The following is a 25,229-nucleotide window of genomic DNA, read 5'->3' as shown; positions in this document are numbered from 1 at the left end:
AGTGTTGGTTGCGGGGGCCGGATTTGAACCGACGACCTTCGGGTTATGAGCCCGACGAGCTACCAGGCTGCTCCACCCCGCGTCCGTCTTTCTACACTTGTAGAAACTTACTTCTTCAAATTTGATTGGTTGCGGGGGCCGGATTTGAACCGACGACCTTCGGGTTATGAGCCCGACGAGCTACCAGGCTGCTCCACCCCGCGTCCGTCTTTTTGCTTCGTATTTCAAACCACATCTGCGTTGACTTTCCTCGTTCACCTCAGTCACTTACTGGAGTAAGCTCCTAAGGATTCACTGCGTCGTCGCCTTGCTGTGATTCGAACTACTTCGCAAAAACTTCTACAGTCGTAGAAGATACTTCATCAAATTTTAATTGGTTGCGGGGGCCGGATTTGAACCGACGACCTTCGGGTTATGAGCCCGACGAGCTACCAGGCTGCTCCACCCCGCGTCCGTGGAAGCGCACTATACTCGGATAGGTTTGTGATGCAACCCCTTTTTCACATAATTCATTATTTTGTATGCAAAATGAACGGCAAAAGCCACTTTGGACTATTTTTTGTGCAGAATTTGCCAAAGGGAAGGCGATTGCATTTCATTAACACGGTGGGTTTGTTATCTTCATCTCGCGGAATTGGGCAACTAAAAGACGAGATATAATGAAAGGACGTTGGGCGAAGTATCTGATGACAGGCGCAATGGTGGCGATTCTTGCGGCCTGCTCTTCCAAACCGACCGATCGCGGTCAACAGTATAAAGACGGGAAATTATCCCAGCCTTTCTCTTTAGTTAACCAGCCCGATGCCGTGGGTGCTCCAATCAATGCCGGGGATTTCTCCGAGCAGGTGTACCAGATCCGCAAAGCGTCGCCGCGCCTGTATGGCGCACAGAACAACGTTTATAGTGCCGTGCAGGACTGGCTGCGTGCAGGCGGTGATACCCGCAATATGCGCCAGTTTGGTATCGATGCCTGGCAGATGGAGGGGGCGGATAACTACGGTAACGTCCAGTTTACCGGTTACTACACCCCGGTTGTCCAGGCGCGACACACGCGCCAGGGCGAGTTCCAGTATCCCATTTACCGTATGCCGCCGAAACGCGGTCGTCTGCCGTCCCGCGCCGAGATCTACGCCGGCGCGCTAAGCGAAAATTATGTTCTGGCCTACAGCAACTCGCTGATGGACAACTTCATTATGGACGTGCAGGGCAGCGGCTATATTGATTTTGGCGACGGCTCGCCGCTGAACTTCTTTAGCTATGCCGGTAAAAATGGCCATGCCTATCGCAGCATCGGTAAGGTGCTGATCGACCGTGGCGAAGTGAAACGAGAAGATATGTCGATGCAGGCTATCCGCGAATGGGGCGAAAAGCACAGCGAAGCGGAAGTGCGTGAGCTGCTTGAGCAGAACCCATCGTTTGTTTTCTTCAAACCGCAGAACTTTGCGCCGGTGAAAGGGGCGAGCGCCGTCCCGCTGATTGGCCGCGCTTCTGTGGCATCGGATCGTTCGATTATTCCGGCGGGTACCACTCTGCTGGCGGAAGTTCCACTCCTCGACAACAACGGCAAATTCAACGGCAAGTATGAATTACGCCTGATGGTGGCGCTGGACGTGGGTGGGGCGATTAAAGGCCAGCACTTCGACATTTATCAGGGCATCGGCCCGGATGCCGGCCATCGTGCAGGCTGGTATAACCACTACGGACGCGTGTGGGTGCTGAAGACAGCGCCGGGTACCGGAAACGTATTCAGCGGCTGATTGTGGTATTCTGAGCGCAAGACGGATTACGGTTCAGGGTGAGGAATACCTCACCCTTTTTACATCTGAGGTTTTATGTCTGTGGTAATCAGCGATGCCTGGCGCCAGCGTTTCGGCGGCACGGCACGGTTATATGGTGAAAAAGCCCTGCAACTGTTCGCGGATGCGCATGTCTGCGTGGTGGGCATTGGTGGCGTGGGTTCGTGGGCGGCAGAAGCGCTGGCGAGAACCGGCATTGGCGCAATTACGTTGATTGATATGGATGATGTCTGCGTGACTAACACTAACCGTCAGATCCACGCCCTGCGTGATAACGTCGGTCTGGCGAAGTCCGAGGTGATGGCGGAGCGTATTCGTCTCATCAACCCGGAGTGCCGGGTGACGGTGATCGACGACTTTGTGACGGCAGATAACGTCGCGGGGTACATGAGCAGAGGCTACAGCTATGTGATTGACGCCATCGACAGCGTGCGGCCAAAAGCGGCGCTGATCGCTTACTGTCGTCGTTACAAGGTGCCGCTGGTCACGACCGGCGGCGCGGGCGGGCAAATCGATCCGACGCAGATCCAGGTGGCGGATCTGGCGAAAACCATTCAGGATCCGCTGGCTGCCAAGCTGCGTGAACGCCTGAAGAGCGACTTCAATGTGGTGAAGAACAGCAAGGGCAAGCTGGGCGTCGACTGCGTGTTCTCCACCGAAGCGCTGGTCTACCCGCAGGCGGATGGTTCAGTTTGTGCGATGAAAAGCACGGCGGAAGGGCCAAAGCGGATGGATTGTGCCTCTGGGTTTGGAGCGGCCACCATGGTTACCGCCTCCTTCGGCTTTGTGGCGGTCTCTCACGCCCTGAAGAAGATGATGGCGAAGGCGGAACGTCAGGCCTGAGCCTGACGGGCGGCATCCAGCACCGCGTCGTTTAGCGCAATCAGTCCCTGACCGCGCGAGGCGCTAAGCTGCGCGCGAAGCCCCAGCTCATCAAACAGCGCCAGCGGAGAATGCGCCAGCAGCTCTGCGGCGCTTTTCCCTTCGATTGCGGTCAACAGCACCGCCAGCAGACCGCGAACAATGCGTCCCTCGCTGTCGCCGAAGAAATGCAGTTTCTCACCGGATACGCTAAACCCAAGCCAGACGCGGTTCTCGCAGCCTGCGATCTCCTTCGCCTGTAATTTCAGCTCGTCTGACAGTGCAGGCAACTGTTTGCCCAGCAGGATCAGCTGACGATATTTATCTTCCCACTGCGTGAGCGGGACAAAGGTCTGTTTTAACGTCTCTTCAGTAATAACGGTGCCGAACGGGTGTCCGGCTAAAGCTGAACTTGTCATTAATCCACCAGTAATTCCAGGGCGCGGTCGACGGCGGAAACCAGCGCATCGACGTCACTTTTTGTATTGTACGGTGCAAACGAGGCGCGCAGGGTACCGCTCACGCCAATAACCGCCAGCAGCGGCTGGGCGCAGTGCTGTCCGGCACGCAGGGCAATGCCGTATCCGGCAAGTAGCGTTACCATGTCGCTATGGTGCACGCCCGCGAAATCAAAGGCGAGCAGGCTGGAGTCCTGCACGCGGAACGAGCGAAAACCCGGACGTTTTTTCAGTTCTTCTTCCGCCAGCGTCGCCAGACCCCGGCTCCAGCTTTCAGCCTGAACCACGTCCGTTTCTGCCAGCCATTCGAGCGCCGCGCTCAGGCCAATAACCCCGGCCACGTTCGGTGTACCGGCTTCCAGGCGGTAGGGCACATCCTGCGTTTTAAAACCGTCGAAGGTGACTTCGGTAATCATCTTGCCGCCGCCGAGCCACGGCGTCATCCGGGCCAGCAGTTCAGGTTTGCCGTACAGCGCGCCGATACCGGTTGGCCCGTACAATTTGTGCCCTGAGAAGGCATAGAAGTCGATATCCAGCGCCTGCACATCAGCCGGAAAATGCACCACACCCTGCGCACCGTCGACCATCACCACCACGCCGCTGGCATGGGCAATCTCAATGGCACGCGCCAGATCCGGACAGCCGCCGGTGACGTTGGACATCTGCCCCAGCGCCAGAATACGGCTGCGCGGCGTAATCAGCTCAGGCAGACGCGCCACGTCAGGCAGGAAGTCCGCACCCAACGGGAGCTTTACAACCTGTGCCCCGGTTTGTTCGGCCACCATTAGCCAGGGCACCAGGTTGGCGTGGTGTTCCGCCTCGCTGACGATAATCTCATCCCCGGGCTGCAACAGCGGACGCGCGTAACATTGCGCCACCATGTTAATGGCCTCGGTGGTGCCCCGCGTCCAGACGATGTTCTTACCGCTGTCAGCATTGATCAGGCGCGCGACCTGATCCCGTGCGGCTTCGTATTGCGCCGTTAAGCGCTGCGCGTCGGCATACTGGCTGCGGTGCACGTTCCCGGCGCTCAGGCTGTAAAACTGGCGGGTTGCCTCAATCACCGCCTGCGGTTTAAGGGCCGTGGCAGCGCTATCAAGATAAATGCCGGCATCGGCCAGCGCGGGAAACTGTGCGCGAAACTGCGCAGGACTGAAAGCGTTCATGGAATTCCTCATATCGATTCTACGATCGTCGCGCAAATTCATCAGCAGGGCAAGGAAGTTGATATCTATCAGATTTGTCTGCTTATCCTGGCGAGTCTGAAAAAGCAGGTTATGCTAAATAGTGTTAGGCGGATGTTTTAGCCTGTTATAAATCGAGGTTTGAATAGCATTAATTGCTAAAGGAGATAATCATGAAAAAGACAGCTGCAATCATTTCTGCCTGTGCGTTGACCTTTGCCCTGAGCGCCTGTTCTGGAAATAACTACGTAATGCATACCAACGATGGTCGATCTATCGTCTCTGAAGGGAAACCGACAACCGATAATGATACCGGGATGATTTCATACAAAGATGCTAACGGGAACAAACAGCAGATCAATCGCACTGACGTGAAAGAGATGAAGGAAATCGAGCATTAACAGTTAGATAAGCGAAAAAAAAGCACCGCAAGTTGGCGGTGCTACATTAATCACTATGGACAGACAGGGTAAATGTACAGGAAGTGAAAAATTGGTAGCGTTGCTACCGTGGTCTGAATCGCAGACCAATTGCAAACACAACAACACAACAACACAACATCACAACCGTAAGCCAAAAGCCCTTCAGAACACGCATTCCAAAAAAAGCTTTTCGTTCCGGCTCAGGAAGTGCCGCCACTATAGGTATTTGCTGGTAGTTCCTCAACGGACAAATTATAATGGCTCAGATAAAAAAAACTAATAGGTTAAACGTTGTTTCCTATATGTTAAATCTCGTTAACATCTAAGCCAGATAACCATGTCCAAGCGATTGCCACCCCTTAATGCATTACGTGTTTTTGATGCAGCAGCACGCCACCTCAGCTTCACCCGCGCAGCCGATGAGCTTTTTGTGACACAGGCCGCAGTAAGTCATCAAATCAAGTCTCTGGAGGATTTTCTGGGGCTTAAGCTGTTCCGTCGACGCAACCGTTCGTTGCTGTTGACCGAAGAGGGGCAGAGCTATTTTCAGGATATTAAAGAGATTTTTTCCCAGCTGACGGAAGCCACTCGCAAGCTTCAGGCCCGGAGCGCAAAAGGCGCCCTGACTGTGAGTTTATTGCCCAGTTTTGCCATTCAGTGGCTGGTGCCGCGACTCTCAAGCTTTAACTCAACTTATCCGGGAATCGATGTCCGAATCCAGGCGGTGGACCGTCAGGAAGACAAGCTTGCAGATGATGTGGACGTGGCGATTTTTTACGGTCGCGGTAACTGGCCGGGCTTGCGTGTGGAAAAATTATACGCAGAATATCTGTTGCCGGTCTGTTCACCGCTGCTGCTGACGGGGGATAAAGCGCTCAAAACGCCCGCCGATCTGGCGCAACATACGCTTTTGCACGATGCGTCGCGTCGCGACTGGCAAACTTATACTCGCCAGTTAGGTCTTAATCATATAAACGTGCAGCAGGGGCCCATTTTTAGCCACAGCGCGATGGTGCTACAGGCTGCCATTCACGGGCAGGGCGTGGCGTTGGCAAACAACGTTATGGCGCAGTCCGAAATTGAGGCAGGCCGTCTGGTTTGCCCATTTAACGATGTACTGGTCAGCAAGAATGCATTTTATCTGGTTTGTCATGACAGTCAGGCAGAACTGGGTAAAATAGCCGCTTTCCGGCAGTGGATACTGGCGAAAGCGGCAAGCGAGCAAGAAAAATTCCGCTTCAGGTATGAACAATAACGTTTGTGTGCCGGGCACGCATCAATTCAGGACTTAAACATGACCAGCCGATTCATGCTGATTTTCGCCGCGGTGAGTGGCTTTATTTTTGTAGCTCTGGGCGCGTTTGGCGCGCATGTCTTAAGCAAATCTCTGGGCGTTGTGGAGATGGGGTGGATCCAGACCGGCCTTGAATATCAGGCGTTCCACACGCTGGCAATTTTTGGGCTGGCGGTGGCGATGCAGCGCCGCATCAGCATCTGGTTTTACTGGAGCAGCGTCTTTCTGGCGCTGGGTACCGTACTGTTCAGCGGCAGTCTTTACTGTCTGGCGCTGTCGCATTTACGCCTGTGGGCGTTTGTTACACCTGTCGGCGGCGTCAGCTTCCTGGCGGGTTGGGTGTTAATGTTTATCGGAGCTATCCGTCTGAAACGCAAGGGCGTTGTTCATGAATAAGGTTGTTTTATATTGTCGCCCGGGGTTTGAGAAAGAGTGCGCCGCGGAAATCACCGATAAAGCGGCGAAGCGTGAAGTCTTTGGATTCGCTCGCGTCAAAGAGAACGCGGGCTATGTGGTATTTGAATGCTATCAGCCTGATGATGCCGACAAGCTGGCGCGCGAACTGCCGTTCAGCTCATTGATTTTCGCCCGTCAGATGTTTGTCGCGGGTGAACTGCTGAAAGATCTTCCGCCGGAAGATCGCATCACGCCGATTGTTGGCCTGTTGCAGGGCGTGGTGGAGAAGGGCGGCGATTTGCGCGTGGAAGTGGCCGACACCAACGAAAGCAAAGAGCTGATGAAGTTCTGCCGTAAGTTCACCGTGCCGCTGCGCGCGGCGCTGCGTGATGCGGGTGTGCTGACAAACTACGAAACGCCAAAGCGCCCAGTCGTGCATATCTTCTTTATTGCGCCAGGATGTTGTTACGCAGGCTACTCGTATACCACCAATAACTCGCCGTTCTTTATGGGGATCCCGCGTCTGCGCTTCCCGGCAGATGCGCCGAGCCGTTCAACCCTCAAGCTGGAGGAGGCGTTTCACGTCTTTATCCCGGCGGACGAGTGGGACGAACGGCTGGCAAACGGCATGTATGCCGTCGACCTTGGCGCGTGCCCGGGCGGCTGGACCTATCAGCTGGTGAAACGCAACATGTGGGTATCGTCCGTTGATAACGGCCCAATGGCGCAAAGCCTGATGGACACCGGACAGGTCACCTGGCTGCGTGAAGACGGTTTCCGCTATCGCCCGAACCGCAACAACATCTCCTGGATGGTGTGCGACATGGTTGAGAAACCGGCGAAAGTGGCCGCGCTGATGGCCTCCTGGCTGGTGAACGGCTGGTGTCGCGAGACCATTTTCAACCTCAAGCTGCCGATGAAAAAGCGCTATGAGGAGGTGTCGCAGAACCTGGCCTACATTCAGCAGCAGCTGGATGAACACGGGATTAACGCGGAAATCCAGGCGCGTCAGCTTTATCACGACCGCGAAGAAGTGACGGTGCATATCCGTCGCTGGTGGGCGGCCGTGGGGGGGCGTCGCGACGAGCGATAACGTTTGTAACGCCCGGTGGCGCTGCGCTTACCGGGCCTACAAAATCGTGTAGTTGTTTTAACGCTCTAACCTTAACTGCTGTAAATTCCCGTCCAGTTGTAAATCCGTCTGTAGCGTCGCCACCTCCCGGCAGATAAACGCCATTTCTTTATGCGCCTCCAGCTTTTTGCGCCATTTATCCGGCACCTCGTTCAGCCGGGCGTACATCCCTTCCAGACTCTGAAACTCCGTCAGCAGCTGTGCGGCGCTTTTGGGTCCAATACCGGCGACACCCGGCACTTTAGAGCTGCTGATCCCCGCCAGCCCCCAGTAATCCGGCAGTTGCTCAGGCGATACGCCAAACTCGCTGGCAATGAACGGCGCGTCCAGCCAGCGTTTTTGAAAATAGTCGCGAATACGGATAGTGGGGGAGAGCAGCTGGCAGTAGCCTTTGTCGGTTGAAACGATAGTCGCCTGATGTCCGGCGCTCGCGACTTTAACCGCCAGCGTTGCGGCTAAATCGTCAGCCTCATTACCGTGGGCGCCCCAGCACGGAACGCCGCGCTGCTCAAAGGCCGCGCGGATAGCGGGCATTTCTGCGTGCAGATCGTCCGGCATCGGCGCACGCCCGGCTTTGTAGTCCGGCAGGCGCTGGTGCCGCCAGCCCGTGTTGCGGGCTTCGTCATCAAAAACCGCGACCGCATGGGTGGGTTCACTGTGGCGGATAAGCTGCTCCAGCGCGTGTAAACAGGTGTCCTTGCAGGGTGTGCCCTGTACCGCATGAATACGGCGAATCAGGTTAAGAGCATCGACGATAAGCAAATGAACGGCCACAGATAATCTCCCTTCTGTCTAATGGGTGAAGGGTAACACTGAGCGCAGCATGAAACTATGAATGGTGGGGAAAACAGGAAGAAGCCTCGCAAAACGAGGCTTCCTGAGAGGCTTAATCGCAGGTGACGATCTTCATCGCCAGGCCACCGCGGGAGGTTTCGCGGTATTTGGCGTTCATATCTTTGCCGGTTTCGTACATGGTTTCGATAACCTTGTCGAGGCAGACGCGCGGTTCGCTGGTACGACGCAGCGCCATACGGGCCGCGTTCACTGCTTTCACCGAGGCGATGGCGTTACGTTCGATGCATGGCACCTGGACCTGTCCGCCGACCGGATCGCAGGTCAGCCCCAGGTTATGTTCCATGCCGATTTCCGCCGCGATACAAACCTGCGCAGGGCTTGCGCCCAGCAATTCGGCCAGACCCGCCGCCGCCATAGAGCAGGCTACGCCCACTTCACCCTGACAGCCTACTTCCGCGCCAGAAATTGAGGCGTTCATCTTGTACAGTGAGCCAATCGCACTGGCGACCAGCAGGTAGCGTGCAAGTGAGTTTGCGTTCACTTCACGGATAAACTTGTCGTAATACGCCAGGACCGCCGGAACAATGCCGCACGCCCCGTTGGTTGGTGCGGTGACGACGCGGCCGCCCGCGGCGTTCTCTTCGTTCACCGCCAGCGCGAACATGTTGATCCAGTCGACGACGGCCATCGGATCGGTGGTGGTTTTGTCGGCGCTGACCAGCATGCGGCGCAGCGCAGCCGCACGACGCGGAACACGCAGTTTACCCGGCAGCACGCCTTCGGTGGTGATCCCGCGCTCAATGCCGCTGCGCATCACTTCCCAGACGTTAGCGAAGTGCTGTTCCAGTTCCTCTTTGCTGTGCAGGGCCAGCTCGTTTTTCATCATCAGGCCGGAGAGAGAAAGCCCTGTCTCCTGGCAGTGACGCTGTAAGTCGGCCGCGTTTTTGTAAGGGTACGGCACATCAACAGCAGAATTGGTGCTTTGACCAAAATGGTCCTCGTCGACGATAAACCCGCCGCCGATGGAGTAATACGTCTGGCTGTAAAACGCTTTGTCGCCGGCCAGCGCGGTAATGCGCATGCCATTCTCGTGCAACGACAGGTTATCCGCATGGAAATTCATGCAGTGATCAACCGGGAATTCAACCTCATGCTCGCCGTTCGCCAGCAGCAAACGACCGTGGGTGTTCACGTCCTGGATAAAGCCAGGTATTGCATCAATATCAACGGTATCCGGCAGATTACCCGCCAGCCCCATGATAATGGCAATATCGGTATGGTGGCCTTTACCGGTCAGGGAAAGGGAACCATATACATCGACAACCACGCGGGTGATGTCGTGCAAAATGCCGCGTGCAATCAAGTCATCCGTGAATTGTTTACCGGCTTTCATTGGTCCGACGGTGTGAGAGCTGGAAGGACCAATACCGATTTTGAAGATATCGAATACGCTAATCATGATGCGTCCATTGCTTCAGTCAGAGGGGAGAAGTGCGCCGTCCGCAGACGGCGCAGGAGGTATTAGCTGAACAGCGAGTAGAAAATAGCGGAGATGGCAATCAGGCCCATCACAACAACGAACACGTTGCTGATATGGCCGCTGTATTTGCGCATCGCAGGCACTTTCTGAATCGCGTACATCGGCATCAGGAACAGGATCATCGCGATAATCGGGCCGCCCAGGGTTTCAATCATGCCCAGAATGCTTGGGTTCAGGGTGGCTACCGCCCAGGTGGTCACCAGCATGAACAGTGCAGTGATTTTGTTCAGACGGTTGATTTCAATGGTCTTGCCTTTACCACGCAGAGATTTAATCACCATGCCGTTGAAGCCTTCACGTGCGCCCAGGTAGTGGCCCAGGAAGGATTTGGTGATGGCGATAATCGCGATGATCGGCGCCATCCACGCAATCAGCGGTGCGTTAAAGTGGTTTGCCAGGTAAGACAGAATAGAGATGTTCTGCTCTTTCGCCGCCGCCAGATCCGCCGGGGAGAGGCTCAGCACGCAGCTGAACACGAAGAACATTACGGTCAGTACCATCATGATGTGCGCGCGAGCCAGGATGCTGGAGCACTTCTTCTCTGCGCCATTGCCGTACTCTTCACGCTTCGCTACTGCGAAGGAAGAGATGATTGGCGAGTGGTTGAAGGAGAATACCATCACCGGGATCGCCAGCCACAGGGTCAGCAGCAGACCGTTGCCGGTCGTGGATGCGCTGCTCAGAGACAGGGTTTCCAGCGCAGCGCCGTTCCACTGTGGGATCAGGTACAGAGCCAGCACCATCAGAGCCGCAACAAACGGGAACACCAGCACGCTCATCGCTTTCACAATCATCTGCTCGCCGAAGCGCACGATGGTCATCATACCGACGATCAGGATCAGGGACAGAATCGCACGCGGCGGCGGGGTCATCTGAAGCTGGTGCATCATAAAGCTTTCAACGGTGTTGGTGATAGCAACGCTGTACACCAGCAGAATCGGGTAAATCGCGAAGAAGTAGAGCAGGGTAATCAGCTTACCTGCGCCGACGCCGAAGTGTTCTTCAACGACTTCAGTGATGTCTTCGCCCGGATTTTTACCGGACAGCACGAAGCGGGTCAGGCCGCGGTGTGCAAAGAAGGTCATCGGGAAAGCGATGAGGGCCATGATGATCAGCGGGATCATACCGCCGACACCTGCGTTGATAGGAAGGAACAGTACACCAGCGCCGATTGCTGTGCCGTACAGGCCAAGCATCCACATGGTATCCGTTTTGCGCCAACCGCTTCGGGATTCAATCGAAGCAACGGTGCTGGTTTGAGTGGTTTCCATCTGTATCTCCTGGAGGAAGCAAATTGTCAGGTTTTTAGTCAAATCCGATGAAAAAGTGCCTGACGGTAATATGAAATTCGTTCAGTGACGGTTTTTTAATAATTTTTGCCCGTAACTATTGGCGGGCGGAAAGATACATTCTAGTTATGAATCTATCAGTGATCGCGATCCCAAATGCAATAATCCACTTGTGATGTGGGTATCTTTAGACCATTTATCTGTTAAAAAAACATCAAAGAGAATTTACGGGCGCGAAGGCTACCATTAACGACATGTTTTCGAAAAGGTCGACCCGCGAGATAGGTGTCTTTCGCTGTAAAGAAATGGGATTTTAGGATTTTCTGGCGGGTAATTTCGATTAAGGCTGATTATTTACGGTTTCAAAATCGAGGTAATCGTTTGCGCAGGCGTCAGATTTGTTAATAACATTGAAGATCGCTATGAATTGCATCACTAATAAAAAAGCCGGATGACGATCCGGCTTGAGAGGAAAGAAATGTCGCTTTACTTGATGATTTCGTAACACGGAATATAGGCAGAGCCTGGAAGCTTCATGCGGTGCTGAGCGACAAAGCCCTGCAACATGTCATCCATGCGGCGCATCATCTCCGGGTCACCGTGGATCTTATACGGCCCGAACTCTTCAATTGCGCGGATCCCTACCTCTTTCACGTTCCCCGCCACGATGCCAGAGAAGGCGCGACGCAGGTCGGCAGCCAGCACTTCCACCGGCTGATCCGGATAGAGTTTGAGGTTCGCCATGTTCTCATGCGACGGCTCGAAGGGTATCTGAAGATCCGGTGCGATACGGATGGACCAGTTAAAACTGTAGGCATCCCCGGTATCACGACGATTCTCTTTCACCAGCGGCATCGCTTTTTTCATCTGACGGGCCACTTCTGCGGCATCGTCAATAATAATGCGGTAGTGACGGCGCGCATCTTCGCCCAGCGTATGCACGATAAACTCGTCCAGCACGCGGAAGTAGTCGGCGCTCTCTTTCGGGCCGGTCAGGATCAGCGGCAGAACCTGATCTTTGTTGGCCGGGTTCATCAGGATCCCCAGCAGATAAAGCAGCTCTTCCGCCGTGCCTACGCCGCCCGGGAAGATGATGATGCCGTGCGCGATACGGACAAACGCCTCAAGACGTTTTTCGATATCCGGCATAATAATCAGTTCGTTAACCAGCGGGTTAGGCGGCTCAGCGGCGATGATCGATGGCTCGGTCATGCCGATAAAACGGCCTTCTTTATAGCGTTGCTGTGCGTGTCCTACTGCCGCGCCTTTCATCGGCGCTTCCATCGCGCCAGGACCGCAACCGGTACAGATATTCAGTTCGCGCAGGCCGAGCTGCGTCCCTACGCGGCGGGCATACAGGTATTCGGTTTCGTTAATGGAGTGACCGCCCCAGCAGACGACCATGTTCGGCGCTTCGCCCACGTGCAGGGCACGGGCGTTACGCAGAATGGAGAAGACCAGGTTGGTGATATGAACGGAACTTTCCAGGTCAAGATGCTGGAAACGTCCGGCATTGCTGATCTGTCCGTTAACAAACAGAATGTCGCGCAGCACGGCAAACAGGTTTGCCTGAAGTGAGCGAATAATACGCCCGTCGACAAAAGCGTCTTCCGGCGGGTTGATCACTTCGAGCTTCACCCCGCGCTCGCGGCGCAGCACGTTGATATCAAAACTTTCGAAGCGGGACAACAGCTCTTTACTGTTGTCGGTCAGGCTTCCGGAGTTCAGTACGGCAAGTGAACAGTTACGAAACAGTTGATAAAGGTCGCTACTGGCGGTGCGTTTAAGCATGTCCACTTCCAGTTGCGACAACATATCCATAGAGCCAAGCGGGCTAATATGTGTAATCAAGTGAGCTCCTTATGGGACGATTATCGTCTTTCCCTGTTGATTACAATAGCCCTGGCTTATGACGTTTCACAACACTTCGGGCGGAATACCGCCCGCATATTGTGAAAATATTTATCTTACTGGCGCACAAGTCGTCCGGTGGCAGGCACAAAATCGGTATTGGTGCGCCACGGGTTGATATCCAGACCGCCGCGACGGGTGTAGCGGGCGTAAACGCTCAACTTTTCGGGCTGGCAGAAACGCTGGATGTCGTTGAAGATGCGCTCCACGCACTGCTCGTGGAATTCGTTGTGATGACGGAATGACACCAGGTAACGCAGCAGCTTTTCACGGTCAATCTGCGGGCCGCGGTACTGGATCTGTACCGAGCCCCAGTCCGGCTGATGGGTGATAAGGCAGTTGGATTTCAGCAGATGGCTGACCAGCGTCTCGTTGACCACTTTTCCGCCCGCCGCGTTTTCCAGGTAGTCGCTGCTAAATTCATAGCTTTCCACCTCAATGTCCTGATCGTCGATGCAGGTGCCGTGGAAATGGGCGATGGGCTGACCTTCCAGCTCATGCAGACGGTATAACGAGACGGTTACGTTCCCCTGCGCGCACGCGCTTAAATCACGTTCAAGCGTCTGTTGCACCTCGTCCCAGCTGTTAAATTTGGTCTGGTTAAAGCTGTTGAGATAGAGCTTAAAGCTCTTGGATTCGACCAGGTTTACGCTGGCGTAATCCAGCTCGACGTGGCCCACGGCCACCTGCGGCAGACCGCGCGCATTCAGCCAGGAGAGTTCGTACAGCGTCCAGATGTCGCCGCCGACAAACGGCAGCGCGTCAGCGTGCAGCCCGAGCGGATCGCGGTTCAGACTGCGCGGCACGCCCTGCAACAGGCTTGCATCGTAGGTGTCGCGGTAATCGGTCGATTTTCCCAGCGTTAAGCCCGTTAACGCCTGATGATTTTCGTAAGACATGTTTCATAGCCACTTTACAGGTACACTTATGGGCTGAGTTTATCCTGTCTTACAAGAAGAGAGAAATCGGTGGATATCGAAACTGCAAATGCCCTGACGTCCTTCACGACCCGCTATTGCGATGCCTGGCATGAAAAGCGGGGGACGTGGCCGCAAAGTACTGACTTATGTGGCGTGCCGTCACCGTGCATTATCGCTTCGCAGGATGATTACGTTATCTGGCAACCGAAACCGTTCATGGGCGAGCAGAATGTAAATGCTGTTGAACGCGCGATGGACCTTGTGATACAACCTGCGCTTCATGCATTTTATACCACGCAGTTTGCCGGGGATATGACTGCATGTTTTGCAGGACAGCCGCTGACGCTGCTGCAAACCTGGAGCGAAGACGATCTGCAACGCGTTCAGGAAAACCTCATTGGTCACCTGGTCACGCAAAAACGGCTTAAGCTCTCTCCGACTCTCTTTATTGCGACGCTCGACAGTGAACTGGACGTCATTTCTGTCTGCAACCTGTCTGGCGAGGTCATTAAAGAGACGCTCGGCACCCGCAATCGCGACGTTCTCGCGCCTTCACTTGCGGATTTCCTTACCCGAATTGAGCCGCTTCTGTAATCCATGATGCTAATGGGCGTGTGAGAGATCTCTTACACGCGCTGTGAGACATCGCCGAAACAATTAGCATTGTCTTAGGAATTTCAGATTAATATTAACTTCTCTTTCAATAAGTTAGTGGTTTTCTGAAAGGAAATCCCCCGTTTCGCCTGGCTTACATTGCTCACAAGGTGGGTTGTAAGACGAAGCAGAATAGCGGATTCTATCTGTGTCGACAGGATGCCGACACGAGAAACGAACATCAGGATGATGGCGTTTCTTACCAGGGACACGTCAGGATGACGCCGCAGGAAGGCTTCAGGATGAAGCAAAGTGGATCACGCAGGATGCGTAAGGGACACCTCCAGGAAGGAGAACGAGAGCCGGTCAGGATGGTCGGTGGGTCAGGATGGCCAGGACGTTTCAGGATGAAACCTACACATCAGGACGATGTGAGCAGGAAGCAAAAGGTAAAGGGATGACCAGGCCTTCGGGCATCAGGAAAAGTTGTCACGGATGAGCAGGGAGCACGTATTGTAGCTGGAATGCTGCGAAACGAACCGGGAGCACTGTTTTTACAGTGCTCCCTTTTTTATTTCTGTCTTCCGCAATGCTATGCTTCGCGCCATTCCGTTTTTCAGTTGAGGTATATATGTCGCATCATGACAGCGTTCGTGCGCAGTTGCACGCCATCGAAGCCCTTATGCGCCAGCATCAGCTGTGGCAGGATAACGCGCCGCAGCCAGACGCGTTCGCCAGCACCCAACCGTTTTGTCTGGATACGCTGGACCCGTTCGAGTGGCTCCAGTGGGTCTTAATTCCGCGTATGCACGCGCTGCTGGAAGGTGGCCACGCGTTGCCCGCGTCTTTTGCCGTCTCTCCCTATTACGAAATGGCGCTGGAAGCGACCCACCCGGCGCGTACTATGATGCTGGTGGAGCTGGAGAAGCTGGATGCGCTTTTCGCCGGTGACGATGCATGACGCTTGAGATCCTTTATCAGGATGAGTGGTTAGTGGCGGTGAATAAACCGTCCGGCTGGCTGGTGCACCGTAGCTGGCTCGATCGCGATGAGAAAGTGGTGGTCATGCAAACCGTGCGCGATCAAATCGGTCAGCACGTTTTTACTGCCCATCGTCTCGATCGGCCAACCTCTGGTGTTCTGCTGATGGGGCTTTCCAGTGAGGCCGGGCGCCTGCTGGCGCAGCAGTTTGAACGGCACCAGATCCAGAAACGCTACCACGCCATCGTGCGTGGCTGGCTGATGGATTCCGCCACGCTTGATTATCCCCTGGTGGAGGAACTGGATAAAATCGCCGATAAATTTGCCCGCGAAGATAAAGGCCCGCAGCCAGCGGTGACCGACTATCGTGGTATGGCGACCACAGAACTGCCGGTGGCGACCAGCAAATTTCCGACCACGCGATATAGTCTGGTGGAGCTTTTGCCCAAAACCGGGCGCAAGCACCAGCTTCGCCGTCACCTTGCACATCTGCGCCACCCCATTATTGGCGACAGCAAGCACGGCGATCTGCGCCAGAACCGCAGCGCGGCCGAGCACTTTGGCTGTAACCGGCTGATGCTGCACGCCAGCGAGCTACGCCTGACGCACCCGTTTACCGGCGAACCGCTGACTATTCGCGCGGGGCTGGACGAGGTCTGGATGCAGGCGCTGTCACAGTTTGGCTGGCTGGGACAACTCCCCGAAAATGAAAGGGTTGAGTTTGCCGCAGGCAACGTTCAGGATGAACAGCAAGCGCAATAATTACGGGAGCAAAGCATGGCTGAAGTAGGCATTTTTGTCGGGACAATGTACGGCAACTCGCTGCTGGTGGCGGAGGAAGCGGAAGCAATCCTCGTAAACCAGGGCCATAAAGCAACGGTCTATGAAGATCCGGAGCTGGCGGACTGGGAAAAGTATAAAGATAAATACATCCTGGTGGTGACCTCCACCACCGGGCAGGGCGATCTACCGGACAGCATCGTCCCGCTTTTCCAGGGCATTAAAGACCAGCTTGGCTATCAGCCAGATGTTCACTATGGCATCATTGCCCTCGGCGATAGCTCTTACGCCAATTTCTGCGGCGGCGGTAAACAGTTCGACGCGCTGTTGCAGGAACAGAGCGCTCAGCGCGTCGGAGAGATGTTGCTGATTGATGCGGGTGAACACCCTGAGCCAGAAAGCGAGTCAAATCCCTGGGTTGAACACTGGGCCACGCTCCTGAACTAACCCTGTACTAAACGAACGCCAGGCCGGGTAAGGCGAAGCCGCCACCCGGCAACGAAGCCGCACCCTATCCTCAATTCCGTGAAGTATCTTCCACCACTTTGGGCTTATGCCCCAAACCACGTTCCCCACGCCCGTCAATGTTGTGTTCCTGCACGGTGAGAGAACCGGTCACTCCTTCATATACTTTTCCCGTCACTATAAAACGGCTTCTGGCCGTACCAAAACCAAACACAAATCTCTCATTCTGATTACCCTACAGGTGCTGTACAGAATGAACCAGGCGAAAGCTATGTTTCAGGAGTGCAACAATGAGTACATTAAGCCACGCGGCGAGCAGCGCTGAGAAGCGCACCAACGCCCGCTACTGGATAGTGGTGATGCTGTTTATCGTCACCTCTTTCAACTACGGCGACCGTGCCACGTTATCCATTGCCGGCTCTGAGATGGCAAAGGACATCGGACTTGATCCGGTGGGTATGGGGTATGTTTTCTCCGCATTTTCATGGGCCTACGTAATCGGCCAAATCCCTGGCGGCTGGCTGCTGGACCGCTTTGGCTCAAAACGGGTCTATTTCTGGTCCATTTTCATCTGGTCGATGTTTACCCTGTTACAGGGCTTCGTGGATATCTTTAGCGGCTTCGGCATTATCATTGCGCTCTTTACCCTCCGCTTCCTGGTGGGCTTAGCGGAAGCGCCATCGTTCCCTGGCAACAGCCGTATTGTGGCCGCCTGGTTCCCGGCGCAGGAGAGGGGAACGGCGGTAGCCATCTTTAACTCGGCGCAATACTTTGCGACGGTTATTTTCGCGCCAATCATGGGCTGGCTGACGCATGAGGTGGGCTGGTCACACGTCTTCTTCTTCATGGGCGGGCTGGGGATCGTCATCAGCTTCATCTGGCTGAAAGTGATCCACGAACCAAACCAGCATCCGGGCGTGAACAAGAAAGAGCTGGACTACATTGCTGAAGGCGGGGCGCTGATCAACATGGATCAGAAAACCCAGAAAGCTAAGGTCCCGTTCAGCCAGAAATGGGGGCAGATCAAACAACTCGTCGGCTCACGAATGATGATCGGTATCTATCTCGGCCAGTATTGCATTAACGCCTTAACCTACTTCTTCATCACCTGGTTCCCGGTTTACCTGGTGCAGGCGCGCGGCATGTCGATTCTGAAGGCGGGGTTTGTCGCCTCCGTGCCGGCCATCTGCGGCTTCGTGGGTGGGGTGCTTGGCGGGGTCATCTCCGACTGGTTGATGCGTCGTACCGGTTCGCTGAATATTGCGCGTAAAACGCCAATCGTGCTCGGCATGCTGCTCTCCATGACCATGGTGTTCTGTAACTACGTCAGCGCGGAGTGGATGATTATCGGCTTTATGGCGATGGCCTTCTTCGGTAAAGGCATTGGCGCACTGGGCTGGGCGGTGATGGCAGATACCGCGCCGAAAGAGATCAGCGGCCTGAGCGGCGGTCTGTTCAACATGTTTGGCAACATTTCCGGCATTGTCACCCCAATCGCTATCGGTTACATCGTCGGCACCACCGGCTCCTTCAATGGTGCGCTGATTTATGTAGGCGTCCATGCGCTGGTGGCGGTACTCAGTTACCTGGTGCTGGTGGGTGACATCAAACGAATCGAACTGAAACCTGTTGGGGAGCGCGGATGATGACAACGCAATCAAGCCCGATCGTGACGGAGATGAAGGTCATCCCGGTGGCGGGGCAGGACAGCATGCTGCTCAACATTGGTGGCGCGCATAACGCCTGGTTCACCCGCAACATTGTGGTGCTGACCGACAGCGCAGGGAACACCGGCGTCGGGGAAGCGCCTGGCGGAGAGGTGATTTACCAGACGCTGGTCGACGCCATCCCGCAGGTGGTTGGGCAGGAGGTCGCCCGTCTCAACAAGGTGGTTCAGCGGGTGCATAAGGGCAACCAGTCGGCGGATTTTGATATCTTCGGCAAAGGTGCCTGGACGTTTGAACTGCGCGTTAACGCGGTGGCGGCGCTGGAGGCGGCTCTCCTCGATTTACTGGGCAAGGCGCTGAACGTGCCGGTCTGCGAACTGCTGGGGCCAGGCAAACAGCGTGATGCGGTAACGGTGCTGGGCTATCTGTTCTACGTTGGCGACCGGACTAAAACCGATCTGCCGTATCTGGAACGCTCGCCGGGTAGCCACGAGTGGTATCACCTGCGTCATCAGGAGGCACTCTCTGGCGAGGCGGTGGTACGCCTGGCAGAGGCGGCGCAGGATCGCTACGGCTTTAAAGACTTCAAGCTGAAAGGCGGCGTTCTGCCGGGCGAGCAGGAGATTGACAGCGTGCGCGCGTTGAAAAAACGCTTCCCGGAGGCACGCATCACCGTCGATCCGAACGGCGCCTGGCTGCTGGATGAAGCTATCGCGCTGTGCAAAGGGCTGGGCGACGTGCTGACCTACGCGGAAGATCCGTGCGGTGCCGAGCAGGGCTTTTCTGGCCGCGAGGTGATGGCCGAATTCCGCCGCGCTACCGGGCTGCCGGTTGCGACCAACATGATCGCCACCAACTGGCGCGAAATGGGCCATGCGGTGATGCTGAATGCGGTGGACATACCGCTGGCGGACCCGCACTTCTGGACCCTTTCCGGCGCGGTGCGCGTGGCGCAGCTGTGCGATGACTGGGGCCTCACCTGGGGCTGCCACTCCAATAATCATTTCGACATTTCGCTGGCGATGTTTACCCACGTTGGCGCGGCGGCGCCGGGCAACCCGACCGCCATCGATACGCACTGGATCTGGCAGGAAGGCGAAGCGCGCCTGACCAAAAATCCACTTGAAATCAAAAACGGCACAATTGCCGTACCGGATGCGCCGGGGCTGGGCGTGGAGCTTGACTGGGATCAGATCCACAAGGCGCATGAAGCGTATAAAAAACTGCCGGGCGGCGCGCGCAACGACGCAGGCCCGATGCAGTACCTTATCCCCGGCTGGACATTTGACCGTAAGCGCCCTGTATTTGGACGTCACTGATAAAAGGATCGAACGATGAGCACATTTTCTACCCCTGTAGTTACCTCCATGCAGATCATTCCTGTCGCGGGACATGACAGCATGCTGATGAACCTGAGCGGCGCCCATGCGCCGTTCTTCACCCGTAATATTGTGGTGATCAAGGACAACTCAGGGCATACCGGTGTCGGTGAAATCCCGGGCGGGGAGAAGATCCGTAAAACGCTGGAGGACGCCATTCCGCTGGTGGTGGGTAAAACGCTGGGCGAGTACAAAAATGTGCTGACTCGCGTGCGCACGACCTTTGCCGATCGTGATGCGGGTGGCCGTGGTCTGCAAACGTTTGATCTGCGCACCACTATCCATGTGGTCACGGGCATTGAAGCCGCGATGCTGGATCTGCTGGGCCAGCATCTGGGCGTCAATGTCGCCTCCCTGCTGGGCGACGGCCAACAGCGCAGCGAAGTGGAAATGCTCGGCTACCTGTTCTTTATCGGCAACCGCAAACTCACCCCGCTGCCGTACCAGAGCCAGCCGGACGAAAAATGCGACTGGTATCGTGTGCGTCACGATGAAGCGATGACCCCGGACGCGGTGGTGCGCCTGGCGGAAGCCGCGTATGAAAAATATGGCTTTAATGACTTCAAGCTGAAAGGCGGCGTACTGGCGGGTGAAGAAGAAGCAGAGGCGATCGCCGCGCTGGCGAAGCGCTTCCCGCAGGCGCGCGTCACGCTGGATCCGAACGGTGCCTGGTCGCTTGATGAGGCGATCAAAATCGGTAAGCAGCTTAAAGGCGTGCTGGCCTACGCGGAAGATCCGTGCGGCGCCGAGCAGGGGTTCTCCGGACGTGAAGTAATGGCGGAGTTCCGTCGCGCCACCGGGCTGCCAACCGCCACCAACATGATCGCGACCGACTGGCGTCAGATGGGGCACACGCTCTCGCTGCAATCGGTGGACATTCCGCTGGCAGACCCGCACTTCTGGACGATGCAGGGCTCGGTTCGCGTGGCGCAGATGTGCCATGAGTTCGGCCTGACCTGGGGCTCCCACTCCAACAACCACTTCGACATCTCGCTGGCGATGTTCACCCACGTGGCGGCCGCTGCGCCGGGCAACATTACCGCCATCGACACCCACTGGATCTGGCAGGAGGGCAACCAGCGCCTGACCAAACAGCCGTTTGAAATCAAAGGCGGCATGGTGCAAGTTCCTGCTACGCCGGGGCTGGGCGTTGAGCTGGATATGGACCAGGTCATGAAAGCGCATGAGCTTTACCAGAAACACGGCCTGGGCGCGCGTGATGACGCGCTGGCGATGCAATACCTGATCTCAGAGTGGACATTCGACAATAAACGTCCGTGCATGGTACGATAAACTCATTGGGACCGCTCCCATGAGTGGTCCCTTACGTGGTGTATGCTTAACGTAACTAACATGCGTAAGGATGGCTTATGAAAATTGTTATCGCTCCGGACTCGTATAAGGAAAGCTTGAGCGCGCTGGAGGTGGCGACAGCGATAGAGGTCGGTTTTCGCGAAATTTTCCCGTCAGCGGACTATGTCAAATTACCGGTTGCCGATGGTGGTGAAGGGACGGTGGAAGCGATGGTGGCAGCCACGCATGGGCGTCTTGTCCATGTTCCTGTTACCGGGCCTTTGGGTGAACGCGTGGAAGGGTTTTTCGGGTTATCCGGAGACGGGAAAAGCGCCTTTATCGAGATGGCGGCAGCGAGCGGTCTGGAGCTTGTTGCTCCTGCAAAGCGTAACCCGTTAATCACCACCTCCTGGGGAACCGGGGAACTGATCCGTCATGCGCTGGATGCGGGCGTTAAGCATATCATTATTGGCATTGGAGGCAGCGCGACCAATGACGGTGGCGCAGGCATGGTGCAGGCGCTGGGCGTAAAACTGCTGGATGCGAAAGCGCAGCCCGTTGGGCCGGGCGGCGGCGAACTGGCAAGCCTTGCGCATATCGATCTTAGCGGGCTGGACAAGCGGCTGGCAGCCTGTCGAATTGAAGTGGCCTGCGATGTGACCAACCCCCTGATCGGCGAGACAGGTGCTTCTGCGGTATTTGGTCCGCAGAAAGGGGCGACGCCGGAGATGGTCAGGACGCTGGACAACGCGCTTGCGCATTACGCAAAAATTATCGCCCGGGATATGGATATTGACGTCTTAAACCTGGCGGGCGGTGGTGCGGCCGGCGGAATGGGGGCGGCGCTGTATGCATTTTGCAGCGCACAGCTCCGTCAGGGGATTGAGATTGTCACCGATGCCCTGCATCTCGATGAACAGGTCGCGGACGCCGATCTGGTGATCACGGGCGAAGGGCGTATCGACAGCCAGACGATCCACGGAAAAGTGCCCGTTGGCGTGGCGAGAGTCGCGAAACGCTATAACAAGCCGGTTATTGGCATTGCCGGCAGCCTGACGGCGGATGTTGGCGTGGTGCATGAGCACGGACTGGATGCCGTATTCAGCGTGATTTACACCATCTGCTCGCTGGAGGATGCGCTGGAAAATGCGCAACAGAATGTACAGATGGCCGCAAGGAATATTGCGGCGGTGATAAAGATGGGGCAGGGGATGTCGCGTTAACGTTCGTGCTCCTGTAGGCCCGGTAAGCGAAGCGCCACCGGGCTTTGGTCTTAGCTCCCCAACACCTTCATTGCTTCCCGCGTCACGTTGTCCATCTCGTCCAGCAGCTCCAGGAACTCCGGTTCGAGATCGGATTCTGGCGTACCCGCGCGGAGCTGCTGTTCAAGCAGCTGGCAGAGATTTTTCAACCGCGGTACGCCGCTGTAGCCGCAGCTGCCATGCAGTTTATGAATGGCTTCCAGCAGTCCTTCGGGGTTTTCACCCACCAGCTGTTCTTCAACCTTGTTACGGATCTCAGGCAGGAAGTCCACCAGCATTTGCAGCATATCGCGGGCCAGATCGGGTTTGCCTGCCGCCTGGCGCAGCGCCAGTTGCCAGTCAAACGTGGCATTCTGGTTAACGCTGATCTCCGGCGATTCAGCTGTAATGGTGTATGTCCCGCCAATGTGCCCCGGCTTGTAGCGCAGCAGCAGGCTGTGCAGCTTCTCTTCGTCGATCGGTTTCGCCAGATAATCGTTCATGCCCGCACCCAGCAGTTTCTCCTTTTGCCCCGCCATCGCGTGCGCCGTCACGGCAATCACCGGCGTCTGCTGCTGGTGCGGAAGCTGGCGAATCAACTCGCAGGCGCGGATGCCATCCATGCCCGGCATCTGAATATCCATCAGGATCAGGTCGAACTGCATCTGTTTGGCTTGTTCCACGGCTTCGGCGCCGCTGGTACACAGCTCAACATGCTGAACCTGATCCTCAAGCAGTACGCCAATCAGCTTCAGATTCGCCGGGTTATCGTCCACGGCCATCACCGTCATCGGCAGCTTATGTTCGTCGTTTTCCAGCGGCAGGGACTGATGCGTCAGACGGCAATATTCCGTCAACGCAGGTAACAGCCGTGTGGCGGTGAGGGGTTTCAGCAGACACGCCGCCGCTCCGTCGTTTTTCAGCTCTTCGGCGTTGATTTGGGCGTGGCACGGCAGCGCCAGCAGCAGGTAGTCCGTCATTGAGGCCGCCTTCGCCAGGCGTTCCTGCTGCATGGTCAGTTCTCCGGTAAACGTCACCGGAATCCCCAACAACAGGATATCGTAATGATCGTTCGCCAGCGCGGAGAAGGTCGGGCTGTAGATGACCTCCAGCGGCGTGCTGCTTAATACATCAAGCGTACACTGCGCTGCCGCGGCGTTCGGTTCCACATAGGCCAGACGCATCCCCTTCAGGCACCCGGTGACCGGGCCGTCGGTCTGCACGTTCGGGTTAAGATCAAGGTTGATATGGAACCAGAAGGTTGAGCCCCGGTTAGGCTGGCTGTGGAAGGAGATATCGCCTCCCATCTCTTTCACCAGCTTTTGGGTGATCACCAGCCCCAGGCCCGTTCCGCCGTGACGACGGGAAATGCTCGCATCGGCCTGGCGGAAAGCCTGGAACAGACGCGTCTGATCGCGCTCCGGAATACCGATGCCGGTATCCCGGATCTGCACTTCAATCTGGACTTTGTTATTACTGAGCGCCCTTTTTTCGACCAGAATGTCGATGTTGCCGCTCTCGGTGAACTTAATCGCGTTGCCCACCAGATTGGTAATGACCTGTTGCAGGCGCAGCGGGTCGCCAATGACGTTATCCGGCACATCATTTTTAATATTGAGCGTCAGTTCCAGACCCTTATCATGCGATGAGTGGGCAAGAAGCGTGACCACGTCATCCAGCGTGCTGCGCAGCGGGAAGGGAATACTCTCCAGAATCAGCTTGCCCGCTTCCAGCTTCGAGAAGTCCAGTACGTCGTTAATAATGGTCAGCAGGTTATTGGCTGAGCGTTCAATGGTATGCAGATGGTCACGCTGGGTTGGGTTAAGCTCGCTTTTGAGCGTCAGACGGGTAAAGCCAATCACCCCGTTCAGCGGCGTGCGCAGCTCGTGCGACATGTTCGCCAGGAATTCAGACTTAATACGCGCCGCCTCCTGAGCACGTTTTTTCGCCAGATCCAGCTCCACGTTCTGGATCTCCATCTGCTCCAGCGTTTCGCGCAGGTCAGAGGTGGCCTGGTCAACGTTGTGCTGCATCTCTTCGTGATAAGCCGCCAGCGACATCGCCATTGAGTTGATGCCGTTTTTCAGCATATCCAGCTCGCCGAGCATAAAGCCTTCCACGCGGCTGTCGAGCTGACCCCGGCGGATCCGGTCAACGGTATTCACCATGTTGCGGATAGGCCCCGTGACGTCGCGCATCAGTCGCCAGCCGAAGATCAGCGCTATGCCGATGCAGAACAGCATCATCACGCCGGAGATGAATATTTCTTTGTACTGCTGGAGCCGTACCGACTTAAGATCCAGCTCCAGCGCCACATATCCCAGCATATTATTGCTGGACTTCGCATCGGACTGGGCGGATTCATCGGGTGAATAGCTTTCGGAGATAATCGGCGTGCGCAGGATCATGATATCGCCTCGCCGCAACACCGTAAGATGACGCGGGAAGGGGGTACCATCCGGGATTTTCAGCGACGTGGGATCCAGATGGAAATTCGAGGTGACGAACAGACGGTTATGCTCATCGTAAACGGAAATGGCGCGCACAATCTCTGAATGACGGCGGTGCAGCACGCTGATTAACTGACCAATGGATTCACGGTTTTGCAGGTTCATACCGTACTCGCTGGAGACGGCCAGCGGTTCGATAATGCTGGCCCCGGCATCTTCAAGCTGTCTCTGCAAATCGTTATAGCGATGCACCACAAAGAAAATGCTCAGCAGCAAACCGATGAGAACGGTAGGAGCGAGGATCAAAATCATCATGCGCGCGCGCAGGCTGTAGTTGGTCATGGAGTTCCGTTATGGGACAATCAGGCTAATTATGTTTAT

Annotated in this window: 22 protein-coding genes and 3 tRNA genes; 14 read left to right on the top strand and 11 right to left on the bottom strand. The window is 55.9% G+C overall.

The window, feature by feature from the left end:
- Positions 1 to 5: 5 nt before the first annotated feature.
- The 3 genes from O1724_RS18525 to O1724_RS18515 form a co-directional block, all read right to left on the bottom strand.
- Positions 6 to 82: transfer RNA gene (locus tag O1724_RS18525), tRNA-Met, on the bottom strand.
- A 44-nt stretch (positions 83 to 126) separates the two neighbouring features.
- Positions 127 to 203, bottom strand: a tRNA-Met gene (locus O1724_RS18520).
- A 171-nt stretch (positions 204 to 374) separates the two neighbouring features.
- Positions 375 to 451 (bottom strand) — tRNA-Met (locus tag O1724_RS18515).
- A gap of 208 nt (positions 452 to 659) precedes the next feature.
- Between O1724_RS18515 and mltA the strand changes: the two genes are divergently transcribed.
- The gene (gene mltA, locus O1724_RS18510) at positions 660 to 1,757 is read left to right on the top strand and encodes a murein transglycosylase A (protein WP_003862765.1); all 1,098 of its coding nucleotides are present in this window, start codon (positions 660 to 662) and stop codon (positions 1,755 to 1,757) included.
- Positions 1,758 to 1,832: 75 nt separating this feature from the next.
- Entirely contained in the window at positions 1,833 to 2,639 is an 807-nt protein-coding gene (gene tcdA / locus O1724_RS18505; RefSeq protein WP_023323691.1) for a tRNA cyclic N6-threonylcarbamoyladenosine(37) synthase TcdA, read from the top strand.
- Here the strand turns inward: tcdA and csdE are convergent.
- The gene (gene csdE / locus O1724_RS18500) at positions 2,630 to 3,076 is read right to left on the bottom strand and encodes a cysteine desulfurase sulfur acceptor subunit CsdE (RefSeq protein WP_003862762.1); all 447 of its coding nucleotides are present in this window, start codon (positions 3,074 to 3,076) and stop codon (positions 2,630 to 2,632) included. The two genes, tcdA and csdE, sit on opposite strands and share 10 nt — an antisense overlap.
- Positions 3,076 to 4,281 carry a cysteine desulfurase CsdA gene (gene csdA, locus O1724_RS18495; RefSeq protein WP_126296840.1) on the bottom strand — a complete coding sequence of 402 codons (1,206 nt, stop codon included), beginning with the start codon at positions 4,279 to 4,281 and terminating at the stop codon, positions 3,076 to 3,078. The genes csdE and csdA overlap by 1 nt, the downstream gene beginning before the upstream one ends.
- 191 nt (positions 4,282 to 4,472) lie before the next feature.
- Here csdA and O1724_RS18490 point away from each other — a divergent pair, with 191 nt between their 5' ends.
- The 4 genes from O1724_RS18490 to rlmM all read left to right on the top strand — a co-directional run bounded on the left by O1724_RS18490 (position 4,473) and on the right by rlmM (position 7,504).
- Positions 4,473 to 4,700: a YgdI/YgdR family lipoprotein gene (locus tag O1724_RS18490; protein ID WP_003862759.1), complete on the top strand. Its 228-nt coding sequence runs from the start codon at positions 4,473 to 4,475 to the stop codon at positions 4,698 to 4,700.
- A 358-nt stretch (positions 4,701 to 5,058) separates the two neighbouring features.
- The gene (gene gcvA, locus O1724_RS18485; protein WP_003862758.1) at positions 5,059 to 5,976 is read left to right on the top strand and encodes a glycine cleavage system transcriptional regulator GcvA; all 918 of its coding nucleotides are present in this window, start codon (positions 5,059 to 5,061) and stop codon (positions 5,974 to 5,976) included.
- Between the two features lie 39 nt (positions 5,977 to 6,015).
- Positions 6,016 to 6,411 carry a DUF423 domain-containing protein gene (locus tag O1724_RS18480; protein ID WP_003862756.1) on the top strand — a complete coding sequence of 132 codons (396 nt, stop codon included), beginning with the start codon at positions 6,016 to 6,018 and terminating at the stop codon, positions 6,409 to 6,411.
- Entirely contained in the window at positions 6,404 to 7,504 is a 1,101-nt protein-coding gene (gene rlmM, locus O1724_RS18475; protein ID WP_003862754.1) for a 23S rRNA (cytidine(2498)-2'-O)-methyltransferase RlmM, read from the top strand. Before O1724_RS18480 ends, rlmM begins: the two co-directional genes overlap by 8 nt.
- Positions 7,505 to 7,561: 57 nt before the next feature.
- On the opposite strand, the gene xni is transcribed toward rlmM, so the two are convergent.
- The 5 genes from xni to queF form a co-directional block, all read right to left on the bottom strand.
- Positions 7,562 to 8,317 (bottom strand): flap endonuclease Xni, encoded by a 756-nt coding sequence (gene xni, locus O1724_RS18470; RefSeq protein ID WP_003862753.1) that lies wholly within the window; start codon positions 8,315 to 8,317, stop codon positions 7,562 to 7,564.
- A 112-nt stretch (positions 8,318 to 8,429) separates the two neighbouring features.
- On the bottom strand, positions 8,430 to 9,797 hold the full coding sequence (locus O1724_RS18465) for an L-serine ammonia-lyase (protein WP_126296839.1): 1,368 nt from the start codon (positions 9,795 to 9,797) through the stop codon (positions 8,430 to 8,432).
- 62 nt (positions 9,798 to 9,859) lie between these two features.
- Entirely contained in the window at positions 9,860 to 11,149 is a 1,290-nt protein-coding gene (locus O1724_RS18460) for an HAAAP family serine/threonine permease (protein ID WP_003862749.1), read from the bottom strand.
- A 504-nt stretch (positions 11,150 to 11,653) separates the two neighbouring features.
- Positions 11,654 to 13,018, bottom strand: coding sequence for a nucleotide 5'-monophosphate nucleosidase PpnN (gene ppnN / locus O1724_RS18455; protein ID WP_003862748.1), 1,365 nt, complete (start codon positions 13,016 to 13,018; stop codon positions 11,654 to 11,656).
- Between the two features lie 116 nt (positions 13,019 to 13,134).
- Positions 13,135 to 13,977: an NADPH-dependent 7-cyano-7-deazaguanine reductase QueF gene (queF, locus tag O1724_RS18450; RefSeq protein ID WP_023323687.1), complete on the bottom strand. Its 843-nt coding sequence runs from the start codon at positions 13,975 to 13,977 to the stop codon at positions 13,135 to 13,137.
- Between the two features lie 69 nt (positions 13,978 to 14,046).
- Here queF and syd point away from each other — a divergent pair, with 69 nt between their 5' ends.
- The 8 genes from syd to O1724_RS18410 all read left to right on the top strand — a co-directional run bounded on the left by syd (position 14,047) and on the right by O1724_RS18410 (position 22,380).
- The gene (syd, locus tag O1724_RS18445) at positions 14,047 to 14,592 is read left to right on the top strand and encodes a SecY-interacting protein (protein WP_032610056.1); all 546 of its coding nucleotides are present in this window, start codon (positions 14,047 to 14,049) and stop codon (positions 14,590 to 14,592) included.
- Positions 14,593 to 15,223: 631 nt separating this feature from the next.
- Positions 15,224 to 15,553 carry a YqcC family protein gene (locus tag O1724_RS18440; protein WP_023323686.1) on the top strand — a complete coding sequence of 110 codons (330 nt, stop codon included), beginning with the start codon at positions 15,224 to 15,226 and terminating at the stop codon, positions 15,551 to 15,553.
- Complete coding sequence (gene truC, locus O1724_RS18435) at positions 15,550 to 16,335, top strand: tRNA pseudouridine(65) synthase TruC (RefSeq protein WP_045897942.1); 786 nt, start codon at positions 15,550 to 15,552, stop codon at positions 16,333 to 16,335. The genes O1724_RS18440 and truC overlap by 4 nt, the downstream gene beginning before the upstream one ends.
- Before the next feature lie 15 nt (positions 16,336 to 16,350).
- A complete protein-coding gene (locus tag O1724_RS18430; RefSeq protein ID WP_023295346.1) occupies positions 16,351 to 16,800 on the top strand; it encodes a flavodoxin in 450 nt (149 codons plus the stop codon).
- A gap of 308 nt (positions 16,801 to 17,108) precedes the next feature.
- Positions 17,109 to 18,464, top strand: a complete 1,356-nt coding sequence (gene gudP / locus O1724_RS18425) for a galactarate/glucarate/glycerate transporter GudP (RefSeq protein WP_003862734.1) — start codon at positions 17,109 to 17,111, stop codon at positions 18,462 to 18,464.
- Positions 18,464 to 19,804, top strand: a complete 1,341-nt coding sequence (locus O1724_RS18420; protein ID WP_058647842.1) for an enolase C-terminal domain-like protein — start codon at positions 18,464 to 18,466, stop codon at positions 19,802 to 19,804. Before gudP ends, O1724_RS18420 begins: the two co-directional genes overlap by 1 nt.
- A 15-nt stretch (positions 19,805 to 19,819) precedes the next feature.
- Positions 19,820 to 21,157 carry a glucarate dehydratase gene (gudD, locus tag O1724_RS18415; RefSeq protein WP_058647835.1) on the top strand — a complete coding sequence of 446 codons (1,338 nt, stop codon included), beginning with the start codon at positions 19,820 to 19,822 and terminating at the stop codon, positions 21,155 to 21,157.
- 77 nt (positions 21,158 to 21,234) lie between these two features.
- Positions 21,235 to 22,380, top strand: a complete 1,146-nt coding sequence (locus O1724_RS18410; protein WP_050871387.1) for a glycerate kinase — start codon at positions 21,235 to 21,237, stop codon at positions 22,378 to 22,380.
- Positions 22,381 to 22,430: 50 nt separating this feature from the next.
- Here O1724_RS18410 and barA read toward each other — a convergent pair whose 3' ends face one another.
- Positions 22,431 to 25,190 carry a two-component sensor histidine kinase BarA gene (barA, locus tag O1724_RS18405; protein ID WP_003862726.1) on the bottom strand — a complete coding sequence of 920 codons (2,760 nt, stop codon included), beginning with the start codon at positions 25,188 to 25,190 and terminating at the stop codon, positions 22,431 to 22,433.
- Positions 25,191 to 25,229 lie beyond the last annotated feature (39 nt).

The sequence above is a fragment of the Enterobacter cloacae complex sp. HYC074_NIDB genome (assembly GCF_056673345.1).
The sequence above is the reverse complement of the archived record's forward strand: the minus strand, read 5'-3'. Positions and strand labels throughout refer to the sequence as shown.